Genomic DNA, 17,118 nt, shown 5'->3' on the forward strand with positions numbered 1-17,118 from the left:
ATGTCGCCCCGGCAGGGGGGCGCGTCCTCAGACGCCGACCCGCTCCCGCCCCCGCACCACCGGCTGCACCGCGAGCGCCAGCACGCCCCCGGCCAGCAGCGCCAGTTCCAGCCCGCTCGCGTACGCCGAGAACACCAGGTGCTTGCGGATCTCCCCGTACCCGTCCCCGACGAGCGCGGTGACCATCTGCACCGGAGCGATCGCCGCGACGAGCACGAGGAACGCAGCCCACTGCCGCACGACCGGCCGGGAGGTGCGGAAGAACGCCGCCAGCCCGACGGCCAGCCCCAGCACCCACGACCCCACGACCCCCCACGCGCCCAGCGGCTGCAGCAGGTGCAGGGCGCGGGAGGCGAGGCCGTCGGGGTGCACGGTCACCGAGTCGGTGGCCTCGGGCTGGTACACGTCGGCCTGCCGGGTCACCCGCGGCTGGGTGATCTCGAGCGTGGCCCGTTCCACCAGCGGCTGCCACTGCTCGCGGTGGGTCACGACGTGGCGGACGTAGTCGAGGCGGGAGAACTCCCGCTGCGCCTGCGGGTAGCCGGGCTGGGCCAGGGCGTTGTCGGGGTCCCAGATCTGGGTGTCGGCGAACGGCGCCAGCGCCGGGTCCAGCCCGAGGTCGGTCAGCGTCCGCGCGGGGTCGGAACTGTTCTCCAGGACGGTCGCGAACAGCAGGTTGTACTGGTTCGTCTGCCAGTACCCGGTGCCCTGCAGCCGCAGTTCGGCCAGCGCCGCCCCGCCCACCGCGCCGAACGCGACGACCGCGGCCGCCACCGTCGCGACCACGGCGCGCGCCCGTGCCCGGCGCACGGCCTGCACCGTCAGGACCAGCAGCACCAGCCCGACGACGGCGGCCAGGCTCACGGTCGCGGCCTTGAGCGCGACGAGGACCGCGCCGCAGATCCCGAGCAGCAGCAGGTCCCGGCCCAGCGGACGGTCACGTCCGGTGGCCCGCACCAGCAGCGCCGCGAACAGCAGGACCAGCAGGAACCCACCGATCTCGACGTAGGGGGCGTTGGCGTAGCCGAGGAACGTCACGTCCAGCGCGACTAGCAGCAGCGGGACGGTCAGCGCCACCGCGCGCAGGCGCGACGTCCGCCACGACAGGACGAACAGCGCCGCCAGCAACCCCAGGACCACGCACGTCGCGGCCCCGAACCAGCGCAGGTCGAAACCCGGGCCGTCGACGAGCTGGACGAGCTGCACGAACGGTCCCGCCAGCAGCACCCAGCTCGAGGGGGCGCGGGCGACCGGGTCGTCCAGGCACGAGGGCTGGCCGGCCGGCACCGGCTCGAAGGTGAACCACGCCGATTCGTGCTGGATGAACCGTTCGGCGACCAGGCCCAGCTGGCAGGTGTAGCGCGGGCCGTCGCCGTTGTCGGCCAGGCCCGCGTCCCGGCCGCCGAAGACGCCGCCGAACAGGACGACGGCCGCGGCCAGGGACGTGAGGAGGCCGAGGACGGCGGGGGCGAGCAGGCTCCGGCGCGACACGTCGGGGACGGTAGCGCGGGGAGATCGCCGGCTCAGCGCACCGCGCCACCGGAGACGGGGTGCTCCCGCTCCAGCTCGGCCGCGATCCGGTCGGCGGTGACGGCCGCCGAGTACAGCCAGCCCTGCCCGAGCCCGGCCCGCATCGAGCGGCAGATGTCGGCCTCCTCGTCGGTCTCCACGCCCTCGACCACGACGGTCAGCCCGAGACGGTTGGCCAGGTCGACGACGGCGGTCACGACCGAGCGGCCGTTGCCCTCCCCGGTCAGCGACTGCGTCAGCGACCGGTCGATCTTCAGCACGTGCACCGGCAGCCGGTCCAGGTAGCCGAAGGCGGAGTAGCCGGTGCCGAAGTCGTCGATGGCGATCTGGCAGCCCAGGCCGGCCAGTTCGGTGACGACGCGCTCGGCGGGGGAGTCGGTGTCCAGGAACACCGATTCGGTCAGTTCCAGGGTCAGCAGGTGCGGCGGGATCCGGTAGGCGGCCAGGATCTCGCGCACCACGTCGGCGAACCCCGGCGACTGCAGCTGCACGACGGAGACGTTGACCGCCAGCCGCACCCCGGCCGCGAACACCCCCGCGGCGTGCGCGGTGCCGACCGCGCGGCGCAGGACGTGCTCGCCCAGGGCGACGACGAGGTTGGACTCCTCGGCCACCGCGATGAACTCCACGGGGGACACGCGGCCCAGTTCGCGGTCGTCCCAGCGGGCCAGGGCCTCGAACTTCTCCACCCGGCCCGTCGCGAAGTTCACGATCGGCTGGAAGTGGACGTCGACGCCTCCCTCGGCCACCGCCAGGGCCAGCCGCTCACGCACCAGCAGCCGGCGCGCGTGGGCCGCGGCGACCTCACCGGAGTACACCGACCACCCGGTCGCGGCGGAGTTGCCGCGGGCGGTGGCGCGGGCGTCGCGCAGGGCCAGGTCGGCCTGGACCAGCGGGACCATCGCGTCGCTGGCGTCCTTGCCGCGCACCCCGGCCTGCACGCACGCCACCCCCGCGACCGCCTCCACGGGGAAGCGGCCCGCGCCGGGCACCTGCAGCGGGGCGGCGCTGATCGCGGAGAACGCCGCCGGCAGGTGCCGCACGACCTCCTCGGGCCGGCCCGGCAGCAGCACCGCGAACTCGTCGTGCCGCACCCGGAACGTGCTGCCGCCCAGCTGCGCGACGTGCTCGCGCAGGTTCCGCCCCGCCGCGCGCAGCACCTCCTCACCCGTCGCCACGCCCAGGACGTCGGTGACGTCGTCCAGGCCGCCGACCTGGAGGATCACCAGCGACTGCGTCGTGTCCGGCTCGATGAGCGCGGCCTGCAGGGCCCCGCGGTTCTGCAGCCCCGTCAGCGGATCGTGCAGGGCCTGGAAGGACAGGCGGTCGTGGGTGCGGTCGATCGCGCGGGCCGTGGCCACCTGACGCGCCGCGGCGGCGACCACGATGCCCCCGATGTAGACGAACATCACCCCGTCGGCGCGCGGGGCCACGACGAACGCCGCGACGTCGACCACCAGCAGCATCGCCGGCACCACCATGGCCAGCCGCAGCCGCCGCACGGCCCGCGCCGCCGCCGACCCGCCGTGCCGGACGATCCCGCCGTGCGGCTGGGTGAGCATCAGCGCGAACGCGCCGGCGGCGGCCACGAGGATCCCGACGTCGCTCGACAGCGGCTGCTGCGTGGCGGTGATGGCCGCGACCTCGGTCCCGAAGGCGCCGATCGCCAGGCCCGTGCTGCACCGCCGCAGCTGGGGGTGCTCCACGGCCAGCACCAGCGTGGCGGCCGCGACGAAGGAGCCGGTGACCAGGACGAGGGAGGCGCTCGCCGTCCACCAGCCGTCGCCGGAGTAGCCGGCGCGCGCGAACCCGTCCCAGGCCGTGGCGGCCAGCACCGTGCCCATCAGGGCCGCCTCGACGAACAGGGGCTGGTCGTCCCCGGCGACCCGCGCGTTGCGCAGCTGCTGCACGGCGACGACCGCCAGGCCCAGCAGCGACAGGGCGTGGGCCAGGTGCGGGGCGGGGAAGGGGCCGACGTGGGCGGCCGGGTAGGCGCCGGCCAGGACGGTGCCGGCACCCCACACGGTCGCGGCCAGCGTGTACCTCACGACCCCGGCCTGCGTGGCCTTCGACGTCACGGCGGGGATGAGCGCGCTGGTGAGCAGCCAGACCAGGCCGACGACGACCTTGACCTGGTGGGAGTCCTCCCACCGCGCGGAGGCGGTCAGGGCCAGGGGCGCGCCGACGGCGAGCGCGGCAGCCGACAGCGCCGCTCGCCACGCGAGCCGGTGGGAGGTCATGGGATGAGGGTCGGTGTGCGGGTGCAAGGGCTGAATGCGCCGACCGCGTGACACCCACCCCTCCGCGCCCTCCCCGCCCTCCCCGCCCTCGTGATCAAGGACTCGAACTCTTCTCGTCCAGGTGCCGTACGCGGTCCCTGGTTCGAGTCCTTGATCACGAGGGGAGGGCGGGGAGGCCGGATACCCGCAGTGACCCGCCCTTCGCCGACCTCGGTGACTCTGTCGCGCCAAGGAGCCGATCCGACCTCCCTCCCGTCACAGTCAGCGACGACCACCCCGAGGGACCAGGAGCGAGTGGTTCTCCAGGACTCACCCACACGAGTCACCACCGCCGGTAGTCCGTGCTGAGGCGGTCACACCCTCCGGTGTGACTACTCCAGATGGGTGCTATGGGGCCGTCGAGACGGGTGAGCCTGCCCGTTACCAAACTGTGACCTTCACTGATCCGACGCATAACCGCAGGTCACGCACCGTGTGCGCCATGCGACACGCCGTAGGGGCCAGAGTTTCTTCGTTACTCCCCGTGTTGCTGGTGTGACTGTCGTGTACGTTCGGATCTGTCACCAAGCCGCTCCGCTGAGTAGCGATCGGGGAGGTGGCGAGGCTCGCACGAGCCGGCCCCTCACGGGGGGGAAACATCACTTCACACTGCCTTGGAGGCAATCGTGACCGCAGCAACCTCCCGGTTGCGCCGGCGTGGTATCGGGGCCGGCGTTGCCGCCCTCGTGGGGCTCGGAACCGTCGGTGGCTTCGCCGGCGCGGCTCACGCCACCGCCGACTTCTCTGTTACTCCCGTTTCGGCTCAGACCCGTTTCGGTACCGCGGCTGCGATCGCGGGCCAGACCTTCCCCGACGGCGTCGACACCGCCGTCCTCGTCAACGCGTACAGCCCGGCTGACGCCCTCGCCGCCTCCTACGTGGCTGGCTCCCTCGGCGCGGCTCTCCTGGTCACCGACCAGGGCGAGCTGAACAGCGAGACCGAGACCGCCCTCGAGAGCCTGGGCGTCAGCGACGTCTACATCGTCGGTGGCTCCGCGGCCGTCAGCGCTGACCAGCAGGGTCAGCTCGAGGAGCTCGGCTACACGGTGGACCGCTTCTCCGGCGCCACCCGTACCGAGACCGCCCTGGACGCCCTGAACGCCGCGGGTGACGAGGCTCCGACCCACGCGTTCGTCGTGCGTGCGTTCGGCAACCCGGCAGACGCGCTCGCCGCCGGCCCGATCGCCTACAAGAACGGCATCCCGATCCTGCTGGTGCCGGGTGCTGTCGACCAGGCCTGGATCGACGCGGTCAAGGAAGCCGGCATCACCGAGATCACGCCGCTCGGTGGCACCGCCGCCATCCCGAACACCGTCGTCGACGCTCTCGAGAGCGCGGACTTCACGGTCAACGAGCGTGTCGCGGGTGCTACCGGCCCCGAGACCGCCGTTCAGATCGCTGACGAGGCCGTCGCCAACTGGGGCTTCCTCAACACCGGCGTCGGCATCGCCCGCGGTGACACTGCCGCGAACGCCGGCAACGCCGCTGACGCGCTCGTCTCGTCGCAGTGGCTGGGCACGAACTCCTTCCCGCTCCTGCTCACCGAGTCGCCCTCGGCGCTCGGCGCGGCTGCGACCGGCTACCTGACCGCTAACAAGGACACGCTCACCACTGGCGCTGCCTTCGGTGGTCAGGCCGCGATCAACCCGTCGGTCATCACCGCGGCCGAGGCCGCTGCCGGCGCGACCGAGGCTCCCGGCACCAACCAGACGCTCGCAGTGTCGCCGGCCGACGCCGTTGGGCTCGGCTTCGACGAGGTTCGTCAGTACTCCGTGACCGGCCTCGACGCCGACAGCAAGTACCGCGTGACGCTCGTGGACGCGGACAACATCTCCGTGGACGAGAACGGCGTCGTCTCCTTCGTGGAGGACGGTTCCACCGGTCTGGCCCTGCCCGGCACCGTCGAAGCCGACATCACTGTGGTCAACGGCGTCAGCGCCGCCACCCCGGGTCAGAGCATCGGCGGCATCGCTCCGACTGCCGGCAACATCAGCTTCACCGTTACTACTGACGCCGCCACGGTCGAGGGCTTCGTCCCGGTCGTGTACGTCGATGGTGGAGACAACACCCGCCTGGAGCTGGATGAAGACGGCCTGCCGACCGAGGCCTTCGGCCTTGGTGGCGCCATCCAGACCGTTCCGGATGAGGCGGCGACTGGTGTCGTTACGGGTAGCGCGCAGGACATCGAGATCGTTGACAAGGCCGGCGACTCGATCGTTACGAGCGCCGCACTTTACAACTACGACTCCTCCGACAACTTCTTCATCGGTGGCACTGCTCCGCAGAACGCGGTGACGCTCGAAGAGTTCGAGGCTCAGCTCTCGGTTGGCGACGACATCGTGGCGGGAACCGTCGCTGCTCCGGCGACGGTCTACCAGCAGAACCCGGCGCTCGACTCGACCTTCGTGTTGGCGGACACGACGCCGGGCGCGCCCGCGATCAGTGTGGTCTCCGCTGAGACGACCGACTCGTCGGTCACGCTGACCGTCACAGGTGTCGACGACGCGGACACGGTGACCATCTACGGTGAGGTTGACGCCGACGGCGCAACGGCCACCATTGACCCCACCGTGACCGTTGACAGCGATGTTCTGGGGACTGCCACCGGCGACCAGGACGCTGACATTGCTGGCTTCCAGGTTGTGCTCACCGGTCTGACCGCGAACACCAACTACGACGTCGCTGCGACGCAGACCGTGGACGGCGAGGAGTCCGCGCTCAGCAACCCGGAGACTGAGGTGACCACCCTCACGACCCAGACCGCCGCCACGATCGACTCCGCAGCGCTGACGACTGACGCCGTGCTCGTGGGCCGCGCATCCAGCGGCGACGTGTGGACGATCGTCGCCGACGAGACCCTCGACACCCTCGCTGCTAACGACTACATCGAGGTGACGGACGCTGACGGTGACCTGATCCGCGTGCAGAACGGCGCGACCGCTGCCACGACGGACGACGGCCTGACGGCCGCGACGTTCTCGGCTCTCAGCGGCGCTGCCGGGCTCACCAACAACTCGTTCACGATCACGCTGAACGGAGTCGTGGAGGACCGCAACGTCGCCGGCAACGGCAACGTCGACTACCCGCTGACCATCACCGCCACCAGCGGCATCACCGGCGCTGGCGACACGGTGGGCATCGACCTCGACGGCAGCGAGGACGACACGATCAACTGATCGTGATGAGCACGAAGCTGAACCTCTGCTGAAGTGCTGGAGCCCCGGATCGACCCGATCCGGGGCTCCAGTCGTCTGCACGGCATCTCGCAACGACCAGCCACACCGAACCTGGAGATCCCATGACCAACGTGACCCGGCGATCCACTCGCCGTGTCGGTTCAGGCGTCGCCGCCCTCGTCGGCCTCAGTGCCGTCGCTCTCGCTACGCCGCTGTCCGCGAACGCTGCACCCGGCCTCGAACTGACGCGCGTCGGCGGTGAATCCCGTTACCAGACCGCTGCGCAAGTGTCGGCGGAGAACTTCCCCGACGGGCAGTCGCAGACCGTCGTGCTAGCCAGCGGAACGTCGACGGTGGACGCCCTGGCGTCCGCGTTCGTCGCCGGTGCCAACGACGCGCCCGTACTCCTCACCGAACCGGGCGCACTGCCCGGCGCGACGGCCGCGGAGCTGGAGCGCCTTGGCGCCGAGCGCGTCATCCTCGCCGGTGGCGACGCGGTTATCAGCCCTGCCGTCGAGGACCTGCTGGCGGAAGACTACGCCGTGCAGCGCGCCGCTGGCGGCGACCGGTACGAGACGGCGGCGCTGCTCGCCGGCACCGTGGAGGACGCTAACCCCGACGTGGTGTTCGTTGCCGCGGGTGCCGTGGACGCAGCTACCGTCTCTCCCGTCTCCGCAGCGTTGGGATGGCCCGTACTGCTCACCGCTCGCGATGCGGTGCCCGAAGCGACTGAGCGTGCACTGGCGGCCTACCCCGACGCCGAGGTGGTGGTGCTCGGTGGGGAGTCTGCGATCAGCGAGGAGACCGCTACCGAGCTTGGCGCCGGAACGCGCATCGAGGGTTCGGACCGGTATGAGACCGCCACCAAGATCGCCCAGTTCGCCGTTGAAGAAGCAGGTTTCACCGGGACCGGGTTCGGAGTGGCCGTGGGCCGCAACGGCGCCAACGGTGACGACCTCGCCGACGCCTTGACCGCGGGACCTGCGCTGGCCCGGATGGAGTCGCCCCTGCTGCTCGCAGAAGGAGTCACCACCCTGGGCGCGGCCACGCAGCAGTACCTGGAGGAGAACTCCGATCAGTTCACCGGTAAGGCTGTCGTCTTCGGCGGTAGAGCGGTCGTCAGCGACGAGGTCGTGCAGACGATCGCCGACGTCACGGAGACGACAGCTCCTGAGGTCCCGGCGCCCGACACGACCGCTCCGAACCTCCAGTCGTCGTCCATCCGGGACGGCGCGACTGGTGTCCCCGTTGGCGCCAACCTCGACCTGGCTTTCAGCGAGGTCCTGTCGGCGTCCGCGACGACCGTCGCGCTCCTCGACGTGGGCAACGCCAATGCGCCCGTTGCCGGAACGACCACCTTCAACGGTGCGACCCTGTCGTTCAACCCGAGCACGAACCTGGCGCTGGGTGGTAGCTACGTCGCTGTCGTCCAGGCGCGTGACCTCGCGGGCAATGCCACCGCGGAGATTCGTATCGCCTTCACCACCGCGACCAGCGCACCGGGTGCACCGACGGCGTTGACCGCCGGCGCGACTGCAGGAACTACTCAGGCGTTGTCCTGGACCGCCCCGGCCAGCGACGGGGGAAGCATCATCACCGGCTACACCGTCAATGTGTACGCCGGCCCCGCGGCGACCGGGACGCCCGCTCAAACGGTCCCGGCCGCAGGCACGAGCACCACGGTGACTGGGCTCACCCCTGGCACGGAGTACACCTACACGGTGGTCGCCACGAACGCCACCGGTACCAGTGCCGAGTCCAGCTCTGTGACGGAGACCACCTTCGACGTCCCGGGAGCGCCGACGAGCCTCGCTCTCGGTGCAGTGGGTGGTACGACGCAGGCCCTCACCTGGGTGGCGCCGACCAGTGACGGCGGCAGCGCCGTCACGGACTACACCGTCAATGTGTACGCGGGATCGAGTGCGACAGGAACTCCGCGTACGGAGGCTGCATCGGGTACATCGACGACCATTACCGGTTTGACGCCCGGCACCCCATACACCTATACCGTGGTCGCGAACAACGTCGTTGGGGCAAGCGCAGCGTCGAACAGCGTTACCGGGGCGACGGTCATCCCGGTGGACCTCCAGAGCGCAGCATTCACCAATGACTACGCCAGCAACGACGCCTTCAGCCACGTCGACGACAGCATCACGCTGACATTCGACGCGCCCGTCGTCGTGTCAGGATCGGTCACCGGTTTCTTCAGTGACGGCAGCAACCCTGAAATCGCGATCAACTTCTACGTCGGCACTCGCTCCGCGAGCGATACCCTGCTGGTCGAGTACGGCGGGCCGCCTCAGGTGTCCAGCATCGCTGGGCGATCCGTTCGCATCACTGGTGGCGTCTTCGACGCGGCCAACCCGACCGTGAAGGTGGCAGACACAGCGGTCACCATTTCCTGATGGTGATGATCTCGGCCACCCGGCATCCATGATCCAGGTGAGCGGATGAGCGTGGCTCAGTCTCCTGCGGGTTCCCACGTCGACTGACGTGGGAGCCCGCAGGCGCTTTGGAGTGTGGCCGATCTATTGCTTCAAGGTATCTACAACAGCTCTTCCGCTGGCGGGCGTCGAGTGAGCGATGGCGTGGCGTCGGACGGCGGAACCGGCAGTACGTCCGCTTCCGGCCCGCTCACCCCCTCGTGACCACGTACGAACCCTGCTCGATCAGGTTCCGTTGCGCGGGACCGGCTCGTGCACGATCACGGGGGAGTGAGCGGCGACCCTCACCGCCGGGACGGTGTGGTGACGGGCCCGGAGGAGGTGATCCGCACGCCCAGGGCGGTGGCCGCCGCCTCGAGCGAGGCGTCCTGCTGGGCCGCGTAGAGGTCGAACGGGGTGTGGACGACCCTCCCGATCACCTGGCCGAGACGGTCGGCGTCCCAGGCCGTTCCGGTCTGCTCGTCGTCGCGGGTCCCCTCGCCGGCCAGGTTCGACTGGAAGATGCCGGCGGCCGAGCGGGGCAGGAAGTCCTCGTAGACGACGGGTTCGGCGACGAGGGCGCCGAGGTCGAGCAGTTCACCCACGTCGTAGGTCTCCCGCTCGAGCCGAACCCCGGGGACCGCCGAGAAGGTGAAGAACGCCAGGCCCTCGCGGGCCAGGCCGTGCTCGTCGACGGGCAACCGTTCCCGCCAGACGTCGCGCGCCACGTCCGTGCGGGGGCGCGTCTCACCGGGGGCGGCGCGACGGCGGTCCACCTCCGCGACCATCGCGTCGTACAGGTCACGGCCGCGCGGGGTGAGCGCGATGCCGCGCTGCTCGACCTCGCCGAAGCGGACCCTCAGCTCGCCGGGCTCGATGCTGCCGTCGGCCAGCCGGAACGAGCGCCCTTCGGCGAGCGCGCGGAAGGACGTCTGCCGCAGCAGGACGTCGGGGCCCTCCCACGCCGGCGGACCCTGCACCTCGTCGATCATCGTGATGCCGCGTTCCTGCATCCGCCGGTACAGGTCGTCGATGTCCAGGACGCGGGGCGTGAGGTGGTTGACGTGGGTGGAACCCACACCACCGATGTCGGCGGCGACCGAGGAGATCCGCTCGAGGTGGTCCCACCAGTCCCGCTCGACCGGCTCGTCGGACAACCGGAACGCCGCCGTCGCCAGTTCCAGCAGGCGCTCGGCCTCCGCCGGGGGCAGGCCGCCCGCCGCCGCGGCCGTGTCGGCCAGCTCGAGGAGGTCGTCGCCGAACAGGCGGCGCGCCGCGATGAACTCCTCCAGGCGGCGCTGCGTCGGCGCGTCGAAGAACCGCCGGTCGTCGGTCGTCAGCAGGGAGGTGAAGACGCGGAACGGGTTCTTCGCCAGTTCGGCGGGGTCGACGGGGCGGAACGCCGTGGACACCACCGGAACGGAACTGCGGGAGGCGTCGCGCAGGTCGTAGAAACCCACCGGGTGCATGCCGAAGGCGGCGAAGACCCTCGCCACCTGACCCATCTCGCGCGGGGAACCCACCCGGATGGCGCCGTGCCGCTCGGCGGTCACCCGGTCGATGCTGCCGAGGCGCTCGGCCGCCTCACCGTGGGCCGCGACGTGGTCGGCGTTGACGAGGCGGGACACCTCGACGAGCGTGGTGTAGGCGGGCACCTCGCGGCCGTACATCTCGGCCAGCGCCACGGCGAAGCGGGCGCGCAGCTGCCACGTGGGAACGGTCACGACGATCTCCTCGGGATTCCTCGGTTGTCCATCGCCGCGCGCACCCTCGCCTGGGCGATGCGGCGGGCGGCCTCGTGCGTGGTGCCTCCCTGCCGGGCCGCCGCCTCCAGGACGGACAGGGTGCCCGCCTCCAGGCGCTGCGACACGGCCTGCAGCACCGAGGCCCGTTCGACGGGGAAGACGGTGCCCTGCGCGTCCATCGCGAACGCCGCCGCGATCACCCCGCCGGCGTTGGCGATGAAGTCGGGAACGACGAGGACTCCCCGCTCCCGCAGGACGTCCTGCGCCGGTCGGGTCACCGGCAGGTTGGCGCCCTCGACGACGACGGAGGCCTTCAGCAGGTGGGCGAGGTCCTCGTCGACGACGTCCTGGGTCGCCGCGGGGACGAGGACGTCGCAGTCCAGGAGGAGTTCGGCACCGGCGGGCAGCACCGGGCCGCCGAGGTGCTCGACCAGGTGGTCGCCGTGGGCGCGGCGCAGCGCCGTGAGCGCCGCGACGTCGAGTCCGTCCGGGTCGTGGACCGCGCCCACGGAGGTCGACACGGCGACGACTCGGGCGCCGAGTTCGTCCAGGCGCTGGGCCGCGGCGGCCCCGACTGCGCCGAAACCCTGGACGACGACGGCGCTGCCCGCGATCTGGCCACCGTTCCAGCCGACGGCGGCCGCGGCGGACTGGGCGACACCGTGACCGGTGACGCCCCACTGGTCGTACGGCACGCCACCGATCTCGCAGGGAGTTCCGACGGCGCTCCTCGGGTCGCGCAACTCGTCGGCGATGACGGCGGCGTCGTGCTCGGTGAGCCCCATGTCCAGGCCGAAGACGTACTCGCTGGGCACCTCGTTGGACAGGGCCCGCACGAACCGTCGCAGGACGAGTTCCTTGTCCGGGTGGGACGGGTCGAAGCGGACGCCCGCCTTGGCGCCCCCGAATCCGATGTCGACGGCCGCCCACTTCCAGGTCATCACGCGGGCGAGCCGGGAAACCTCGGCGATCGTGAGGGTGGGTGACATCCTCGTGCCGCCCTTGCCCAGGCCCCGGGCGGAGTTGTCGATGACCAGGACGCCCCGCATCCCGATCCGCGGATCGGCGACGGTGACGACCTTCTCGGGTCCCCAGTCGTCGACGTGGGAGAAGTCGTCGAGCATCACCCGAAGCTCACACCCTGCGCGAGCGGCAGGTCGCGCGAGTAGTTCACCGTGTTGGTCGCCCGGCGCATGTAGGAACGCCACGCGTCGGATCCGGACTCCCGCCCGCCACCGGTCGTCTTCTCGCCACCGAAGGCTCCGCCGATCTCCGCGCCGGAGGTCCCCAGGTTCACGTTGGCGATGCCGCAGTCGGATCCCTCCGAGGACAGGAAGAGTTCGGCCTCGCGCTGGTCGCGGGTGAAGACGGCCGAGGACAACCCCTGCGGGACCCCGTTGTTCAAGGAGATCGCCTCCTCGAAGTCGGTGTAGGTGAGGACGTGGAGCAGAGGGGCGAAGGTCTCCCGGCGCACGACCGCGGTCTGCGCGGGCATGCGGACCACGGCGGGTTCGACGTAGTACGCCCCCGGGTGGTTCGTGGGCACCCGCTCGCCGCCGACGACGACGACACCACCGTCCGCGCGGGCTTCGGCCAGGGCCGACTGCATCTGCTCGAAGCTCGATGCGGTGAACAGCGGACCGACGAGGGTGCCCTCGTCGAAGGGGTCGCCGATCGCCAGCGATCGGTAGGCCACGCGGAGGCGCTCCAGGAGTTCGTCGGCGACGGACTCGTGGACGATGACGCGACGCAGCGTGGTGCAGCGCTGCCCGGCGGTCCCCGCGGCGGCGAACACGATGCCCCGGACCGCGAGGTCGAGGTCGGCGGACGGGGTGACCACGGCGGCGTTGTTGCCGCCCAGTTCCAGGATCGCCCGCCCGAACCGGGCGGCGATGCGCGGGGCGATGGCCTCGCCCAGCCGTTCGGAGCCGGTGGCGCTGACGACCGGGACGCGGGGGCTGTCGACGAGCGGCGCGGCGCCGGCCGCGTCGGTCACCACCACCGTGTTCAGCCCGGCGGGCAGGTCCAGTTCCCGCGCGGCGCCGGCCGCGTCGGTCACCACCACCGTGTTCAGCCCGGCGGGCAGGTCCAGTTCCCGCGCGGCGCGGTCCAGCAGCGCCGAGCACGCCAGCGCGGTCAGCGGAGTCCGCTCCGAGGGCTTCCACACGACGGTGTTCCCGCACACGAGCGCGAGCGCGGTGTTCCACGCCCAGACGGCCACCGGGAAGTTGAACGCCGAGATGACGCCGACGACGCCGACGGGGTGCCAGGTCTCCATGAGCCGGTGACCGGGGCGTTCGGAGGGCATGGTCAGTCCGCCCAGCTGGCGCGACAGGCCCACGGCGAAGTCGCAGACGTCGATCATCTCCTGCACCTCGCCGAGCGCCTCGGAGCGGATCTTGCCGACCTCGACGCCCACGAGGTCGGCCAGGACCGAGCGGTGTTCCTGCAGGAGGTCGCCGAGCCGGCGGACCAGCCGGCCCCGCCCGGGCGCCGGGACCCGGCGCCAGGCCCGGTAGGTCTCGTCCGCCGCGGCGATGGCGGACTCCACGTCGCCCGCGGCGGCCAGGGGGACGGTGGCGACGACGTCGCCGGTCACCGGGCTGCTGACGTCGAGGGTGCCGGCTCCGTCGGGGTGCCGGGCCAGGTCCACACCGCAGGCGCGCAGCGCCTGCTCGACGGTGCGGCGCAGCGCGGCACCGTCCGTGCCGATCACCAGGGGAGTGGCTGCGATGGTCATGTCCGTGCCTTTCGTTGCCGCGCAGCGGGTGCGCGGGCGGTCAGATGATGCCGATCTCGGTGCGGGCGGCGGGGCGGGCGAACCGGTCCGCCGCGAACGCCGCCGTGTCGACGACGGGGTCCCGGTCCAGGTAGAGGTCGCGGACGCACTCGCCGGCGGCCGGAGCCTGGAGCAGTCCGTGCCCGGAGAACCCCGTGGCGTAGAGGAAGCGGAAACCCGGTGCGTGCGTCTGCCCGACGAGGGCGTTGCAGTCCGGGGTCAGTTCGTACAACCCCGCCCAGCCCGTCCACCCGTCGGTGAGGTCGATCCCGGCCAGCGCCGGCGCGAACTGCCGCAGGGCCTCGCGCAGGCCGTCGTGCCAGTCGTCGGTGACCGTCCGGTCGTGACCGTCCGGCTGGCCTGGATCGGCCCACCCCAGCACCAGGCTGTCGCCGGGGCCGGAGTGGACGTAGGCCGTCGTGGACTGGTCGATGGTGAAGGGCACGACTCCCGCGGCGGGGCCGGGCGGCCGTCGCCGGGGACTGCCCACGACGATCTGCCGTCGGCGCGGGACGACCGGCAGGTCGACCCCGACCATGGCGCCCAGCCGGGCCGACCACGCCCCGGCGGCGCAGACGACGGCCTGCGCCGTGAACCGGTGACCCGAGGCCAGCGTCACCGCCGCCCGCTCACCGCCGACGGCGTCGAGGCCGACGACCTCCGCTCCGGTGACGACCTGGACGCCCAGGCCCGCCGCGGCCGCGCCCAGCCCGCGCACCACGTCGCGGGGCCGGACGATGCCGTCGTCGGGGGACCAGACGCCGGCGCGCAGCCGGTCCGGATCGAGGTAGGGCGACAGGGCGTGCGCCTGCCGCGGGCTGACCATGCGGCTGCGGACACCCAGGGAGTTCTGCAGTTCGACGCTCGCCTCGTAGGCGGTCACGTCGGCGACCGTGCGCAGGGCGAAGAGGTAGCCCAGGTTCCGCCAGCCGATGTCGCGGCCGGTCCGCTCGGTGAACGTCCGGTAGAACTCACGGCTGCGCAGAGCCAGCTCGACGTTCGCCTGCTGCGAGAAGACCGCCCGGACCCCGCCGAGGGGTTTGCCCGACGAGCCGCCGGCGAGGTCGTCGCGTTCCACGAGGACCACCCGCTGAACTCCCGCGCGGGCCAGCCAGTAGGCGCTCGCCGCGCCGACGACCCCGCCGCCCACGACGATCACGTCGACCTCGTCGGCGGCTGCGGGGAAACCGGCCGAGCCGGTGGTTCGGGACTGCGGTGCCACGGTGACCTCCCTTCCTGGCAGGAGGATGGCGAGAGTTCGGGCTGGACGACAAGCGACGGTTCGTGACGACGATTCGGCAGGAACCGTGAACTGTCGGGGTCCGGCGCGGTACGTTCCGCGGGTGGAGGAACTGGGCCGGGTGCCGATGCGGGCGCTCGTCGAACTGGCTCGCCGCGGGACGATCGCCGCTGTCGCCGAGGACCTGGGGTACACGCCAGGGGCTGTCTCGCAACAGATCTCTCGTCTCGAGGCGGTGGTCGGGCGCCCGCTGACGACGAGGTTCGGGCGGGGTCTGCGGCTCACCGACGCCGGCCGCGTGCTGGCCGAGCAGGCCGAGGGCGTGCTGCGTGCGGAGGAAGCCGCACTGGCGGCGGCCCGCGCCACCTCCACCGAGGTGCGGGGGCGCTTGACGATCGGCGTCTTCGGCAGCACGGCCGCGGCGCTGCTGGCGCCGCTGGTGCTGCGCCTGCGCGAGAAGCACCCGGGGCTGCGGCTCAGCAGCCGGGAGATCGGCGTCGACGACACCGCGGCTGCCGTGCGTCGCGGTGAGGTCGACGTGGCCTTCGGGGTGGACTACCCGCACGCGCCGATGCCGCGGGACACCGACACCGAACTCGTCCCGCTGCGGACCGAGCGGTTCGGGCTGGCGGTCGCCGGCGACGCGGGAGGTCCCGGTCGCATCGACCTGCGGGACGCTCGGGAGTGGCCGTGGATCCTCACCCCCGAGGCGACGCCGTTCGGTCGCGCGGTCCGCAGCGCGTGCCGGCTGGCGGGTTTCGAGCCGGACGTGGTGCACGAGGTGACGGACACCTCGGCGGCCCTGCTGCTGGCGGCGCGCGGGCTCGGCGCCACCCCGGTGACGCCGTTGATGCGGCAGCTGACGACCGTGCCGGCCCGGGTGGTGGAGCTGAGCGACCTGCTGGAGCGGCGCATCCTGCTGGTCCGGCACCGCGCCGACGCCGAACGCCCGACGGTGAACGCCCTGACGGAGGTCCTGCGGTCGGTGGCCTCGGCCCTGCCGCAGCGGGGCTGACCCGCCGGCGCGGGCAAACCTGGGGCGAATTCGCGCGAACCCGTTGACAAACGTTGTCTGCGCGGCGAGTCTCCTGTCTGACAGGTTGCCCGGTCATCAGACGGGAGGGTCCATGACCATCGGCGTCGTGGGAGACAACACGATCGACCGCTACCTCGGCGAGGTCGAACAGACCTACGTCGGCGGCAATGCGCTGAACGTGGCGGTGCAACTGCACCGGCACGGCCACGACGTCCACTACGCGGGCGCGGTGGCGGACGACCGCGACGGCCGGATCGTCCGGCAAGCTGTTGCGGCGCAGGGTGTGTCGACCTGCGGTGTCCGGCTCGACCCGGGCGACACCGCGGTGACGCTCATCAAGGTCGCCGCCGACGGGGAACGCACCTTCGAACGGGAGGACTTCGGGGTGACGACCGACTTCATGCCGTCCACGGCCGAGCTGGACCTCCTGGCCACCTGCGACTGGGTGCACCTGGGGATGACCGGTGCGGCACCGCGGATCCGGCAGGAACTGCGCGCCCGCAGCGCGGTGCCGATCAGCCAGGACTGCGCCGTCAGCCACGGGTACGACGGGCTGACCGTGGCGTTCCTGTCCGTGGGGGACGATCCGTCCGCCGCTCCCGCCGCGGCCCGCGCCGCCCTCGCCGGCGGGGCCCGGCTCGCCGTCGCGACCTGCGGTTCCTCCGGGGCGTACGCCACCGACGGGCGCACCGAGTGGCGGCAGGACGCCGTCCCGGTCGACGTCGTCGACACCACGGGCGCCGGTGATTCGTTCATCGCCGGGTTCACCGCCGCGCGGGTGGCCGGGGAGACCGTCCCGGCGGCCCTGCGCGCCGGGGCCGAGTGGGCAGCCGTGACCTGCACGCACGTGGCGGGCTGGCCGCAGGAACCCTCCACCACCTGAACGCACCTTCCGACGCACCTTCCGCAC

10 protein-coding genes are annotated in these 17,118 nt (G+C 71.9%); 4 read left to right on the top strand and 6 right to left on the bottom strand.

All coding sequences use genetic code 11. The features are described 5' to 3' along the window. Nucleotides 1–27: 27 nt before the first annotated feature. Together wsfD and ACRYR2_RS16100 are read right to left on the bottom strand one after the other, a co-directional pair. The gene (wsfD, locus tag ACRYR2_RS16095) at nt 28–1,491 is read right to left on the bottom strand and encodes a glycan biosynthesis hexose transferase WsfD (RefSeq protein ID WP_432563900.1); all 1,464 of its coding nucleotides are present in this window, start codon (nt 1,489–1,491) and stop codon (nt 28–30) included. Nucleotides 1,492–1,523: 32 nt separating this feature from the next. Next, complete coding sequence (locus tag ACRYR2_RS16100) at nt 1,524–3,770, bottom strand: putative bifunctional diguanylate cyclase/phosphodiesterase (protein ID WP_432563901.1); 2,247 nt, start codon at nt 3,768–3,770, stop codon at nt 1,524–1,526. 665 nt (nt 3,771–4,435) lie between these two features. Here ACRYR2_RS16100 and ACRYR2_RS16105 point away from each other — a divergent pair. Continuing rightward, nucleotides 4,436–6,985 carry a cell wall-binding repeat-containing protein gene (locus tag ACRYR2_RS16105; protein ID WP_432563902.1) on the top strand — a complete coding sequence of 850 codons (2,550 nt, stop codon included), beginning with the start codon at nt 4,436–4,438 and terminating at the stop codon, nt 6,983–6,985. A 122-nt stretch (nt 6,986–7,107) separates the two neighbouring features. Then, nucleotides 7,108–9,390 (top strand): cell wall-binding repeat-containing protein, encoded by a 2,283-nt coding sequence (locus ACRYR2_RS16110; protein WP_432563903.1) that lies wholly within the window; start codon nt 7,108–7,110, stop codon nt 9,388–9,390. Nucleotides 9,391–9,713: 323 nt separating this feature from the next. Here the strand turns inward: ACRYR2_RS16110 and hglS are convergent, their stop codons facing one another. The 4 genes from hglS to ACRYR2_RS16130 are packed head-to-tail and all read right to left on the bottom strand — an operon-like array spanning nt 9,714 to nt 15,154. Next, the gene (gene hglS / locus ACRYR2_RS16115; protein ID WP_432563904.1) at nt 9,714–11,132 is read right to left on the bottom strand and encodes a 2-oxoadipate dioxygenase/decarboxylase; all 1,419 of its coding nucleotides are present in this window, start codon (nt 11,130–11,132) and stop codon (nt 9,714–9,716) included. Beyond that, complete coding sequence (locus tag ACRYR2_RS16120) at nt 11,129–12,277, bottom strand: Glu/Leu/Phe/Val family dehydrogenase (RefSeq protein WP_432563905.1); 1,149 nt, start codon at nt 12,275–12,277, stop codon at nt 11,129–11,131. The genes hglS and ACRYR2_RS16120 overlap by 4 nt, the downstream gene beginning before the upstream one ends. Continuing rightward, complete coding sequence (locus ACRYR2_RS16125; protein ID WP_432563906.1) at nt 12,277–13,893, bottom strand: aldehyde dehydrogenase family protein; 1,617 nt, start codon at nt 13,891–13,893, stop codon at nt 12,277–12,279. Before ACRYR2_RS16125 ends, ACRYR2_RS16120 begins: the two co-directional genes overlap by 1 nt. A 40-nt stretch (nt 13,894–13,933) precedes the next feature. Continuing rightward, nucleotides 13,934–15,154: an NAD(P)/FAD-dependent oxidoreductase gene (locus ACRYR2_RS16130; protein ID WP_432563907.1), complete on the bottom strand. Its 1,221-nt coding sequence runs from the start codon at nt 15,152–15,154 to the stop codon at nt 13,934–13,936. A gap of 121 nt (nt 15,155–15,275) precedes the next feature. Between ACRYR2_RS16130 and ACRYR2_RS16135 the strand changes: the two genes are divergently transcribed. After that, a complete protein-coding gene (locus ACRYR2_RS16135; protein ID WP_432563908.1) occupies nt 15,276–16,187 on the top strand; it encodes a LysR family transcriptional regulator in 912 nt (303 codons plus the stop codon). A 112-nt stretch (nt 16,188–16,299) separates the two neighbouring features. Further along, on the top strand, nt 16,300–17,091 hold the full coding sequence (locus ACRYR2_RS16140) for a PfkB family carbohydrate kinase (RefSeq protein WP_432563909.1): 792 nt from the start codon (nt 16,300–16,302) through the stop codon (nt 17,089–17,091). Nucleotides 17,092–17,118 lie beyond the last annotated feature (27 nt).

This window comes from Kineococcus deserti (assembly GCF_050871945.1).
In the GTDB taxonomy this organism is placed as follows: domain Bacteria; phylum Actinomycetota; class Actinomycetes; order Actinomycetales; family Kineococcaceae; genus Kineococcus.

Excerpts from the sequence above, each read along its gene's own strand:
- ACRYR2_RS16125 (WP_432563906.1), bottom strand. The coding sequence starts at position 13,893 with ATGACCATCGCAGCCACTCCCCTGGTGATCGGCACGGACGGTGCCGCG.
- ACRYR2_RS16110 (WP_432563903.1), top strand. The coding sequence starts at position 7,108 with ATGACCAACGTGACCCGGCGATCCACTCGCCGTGTCGGTTCAGGCGTC.
- ACRYR2_RS16120 (WP_432563905.1), bottom strand. The coding sequence starts at position 12,277 with ATGCTCGACGACTTCTCCCACGTCGACGACTGGGGACCCGAGAAGGTC.
- ACRYR2_RS16100 (WP_432563901.1), bottom strand. The coding sequence starts at position 3,770 with ATGACCTCCCACCGGCTCGCGTGGCGAGCGGCGCTGTCGGCTGCCGCG.
- ACRYR2_RS16140 (WP_432563909.1), top strand. The coding sequence starts at position 16,300 with ATGACCATCGGCGTCGTGGGAGACAACACGATCGACCGCTACCTCGGC.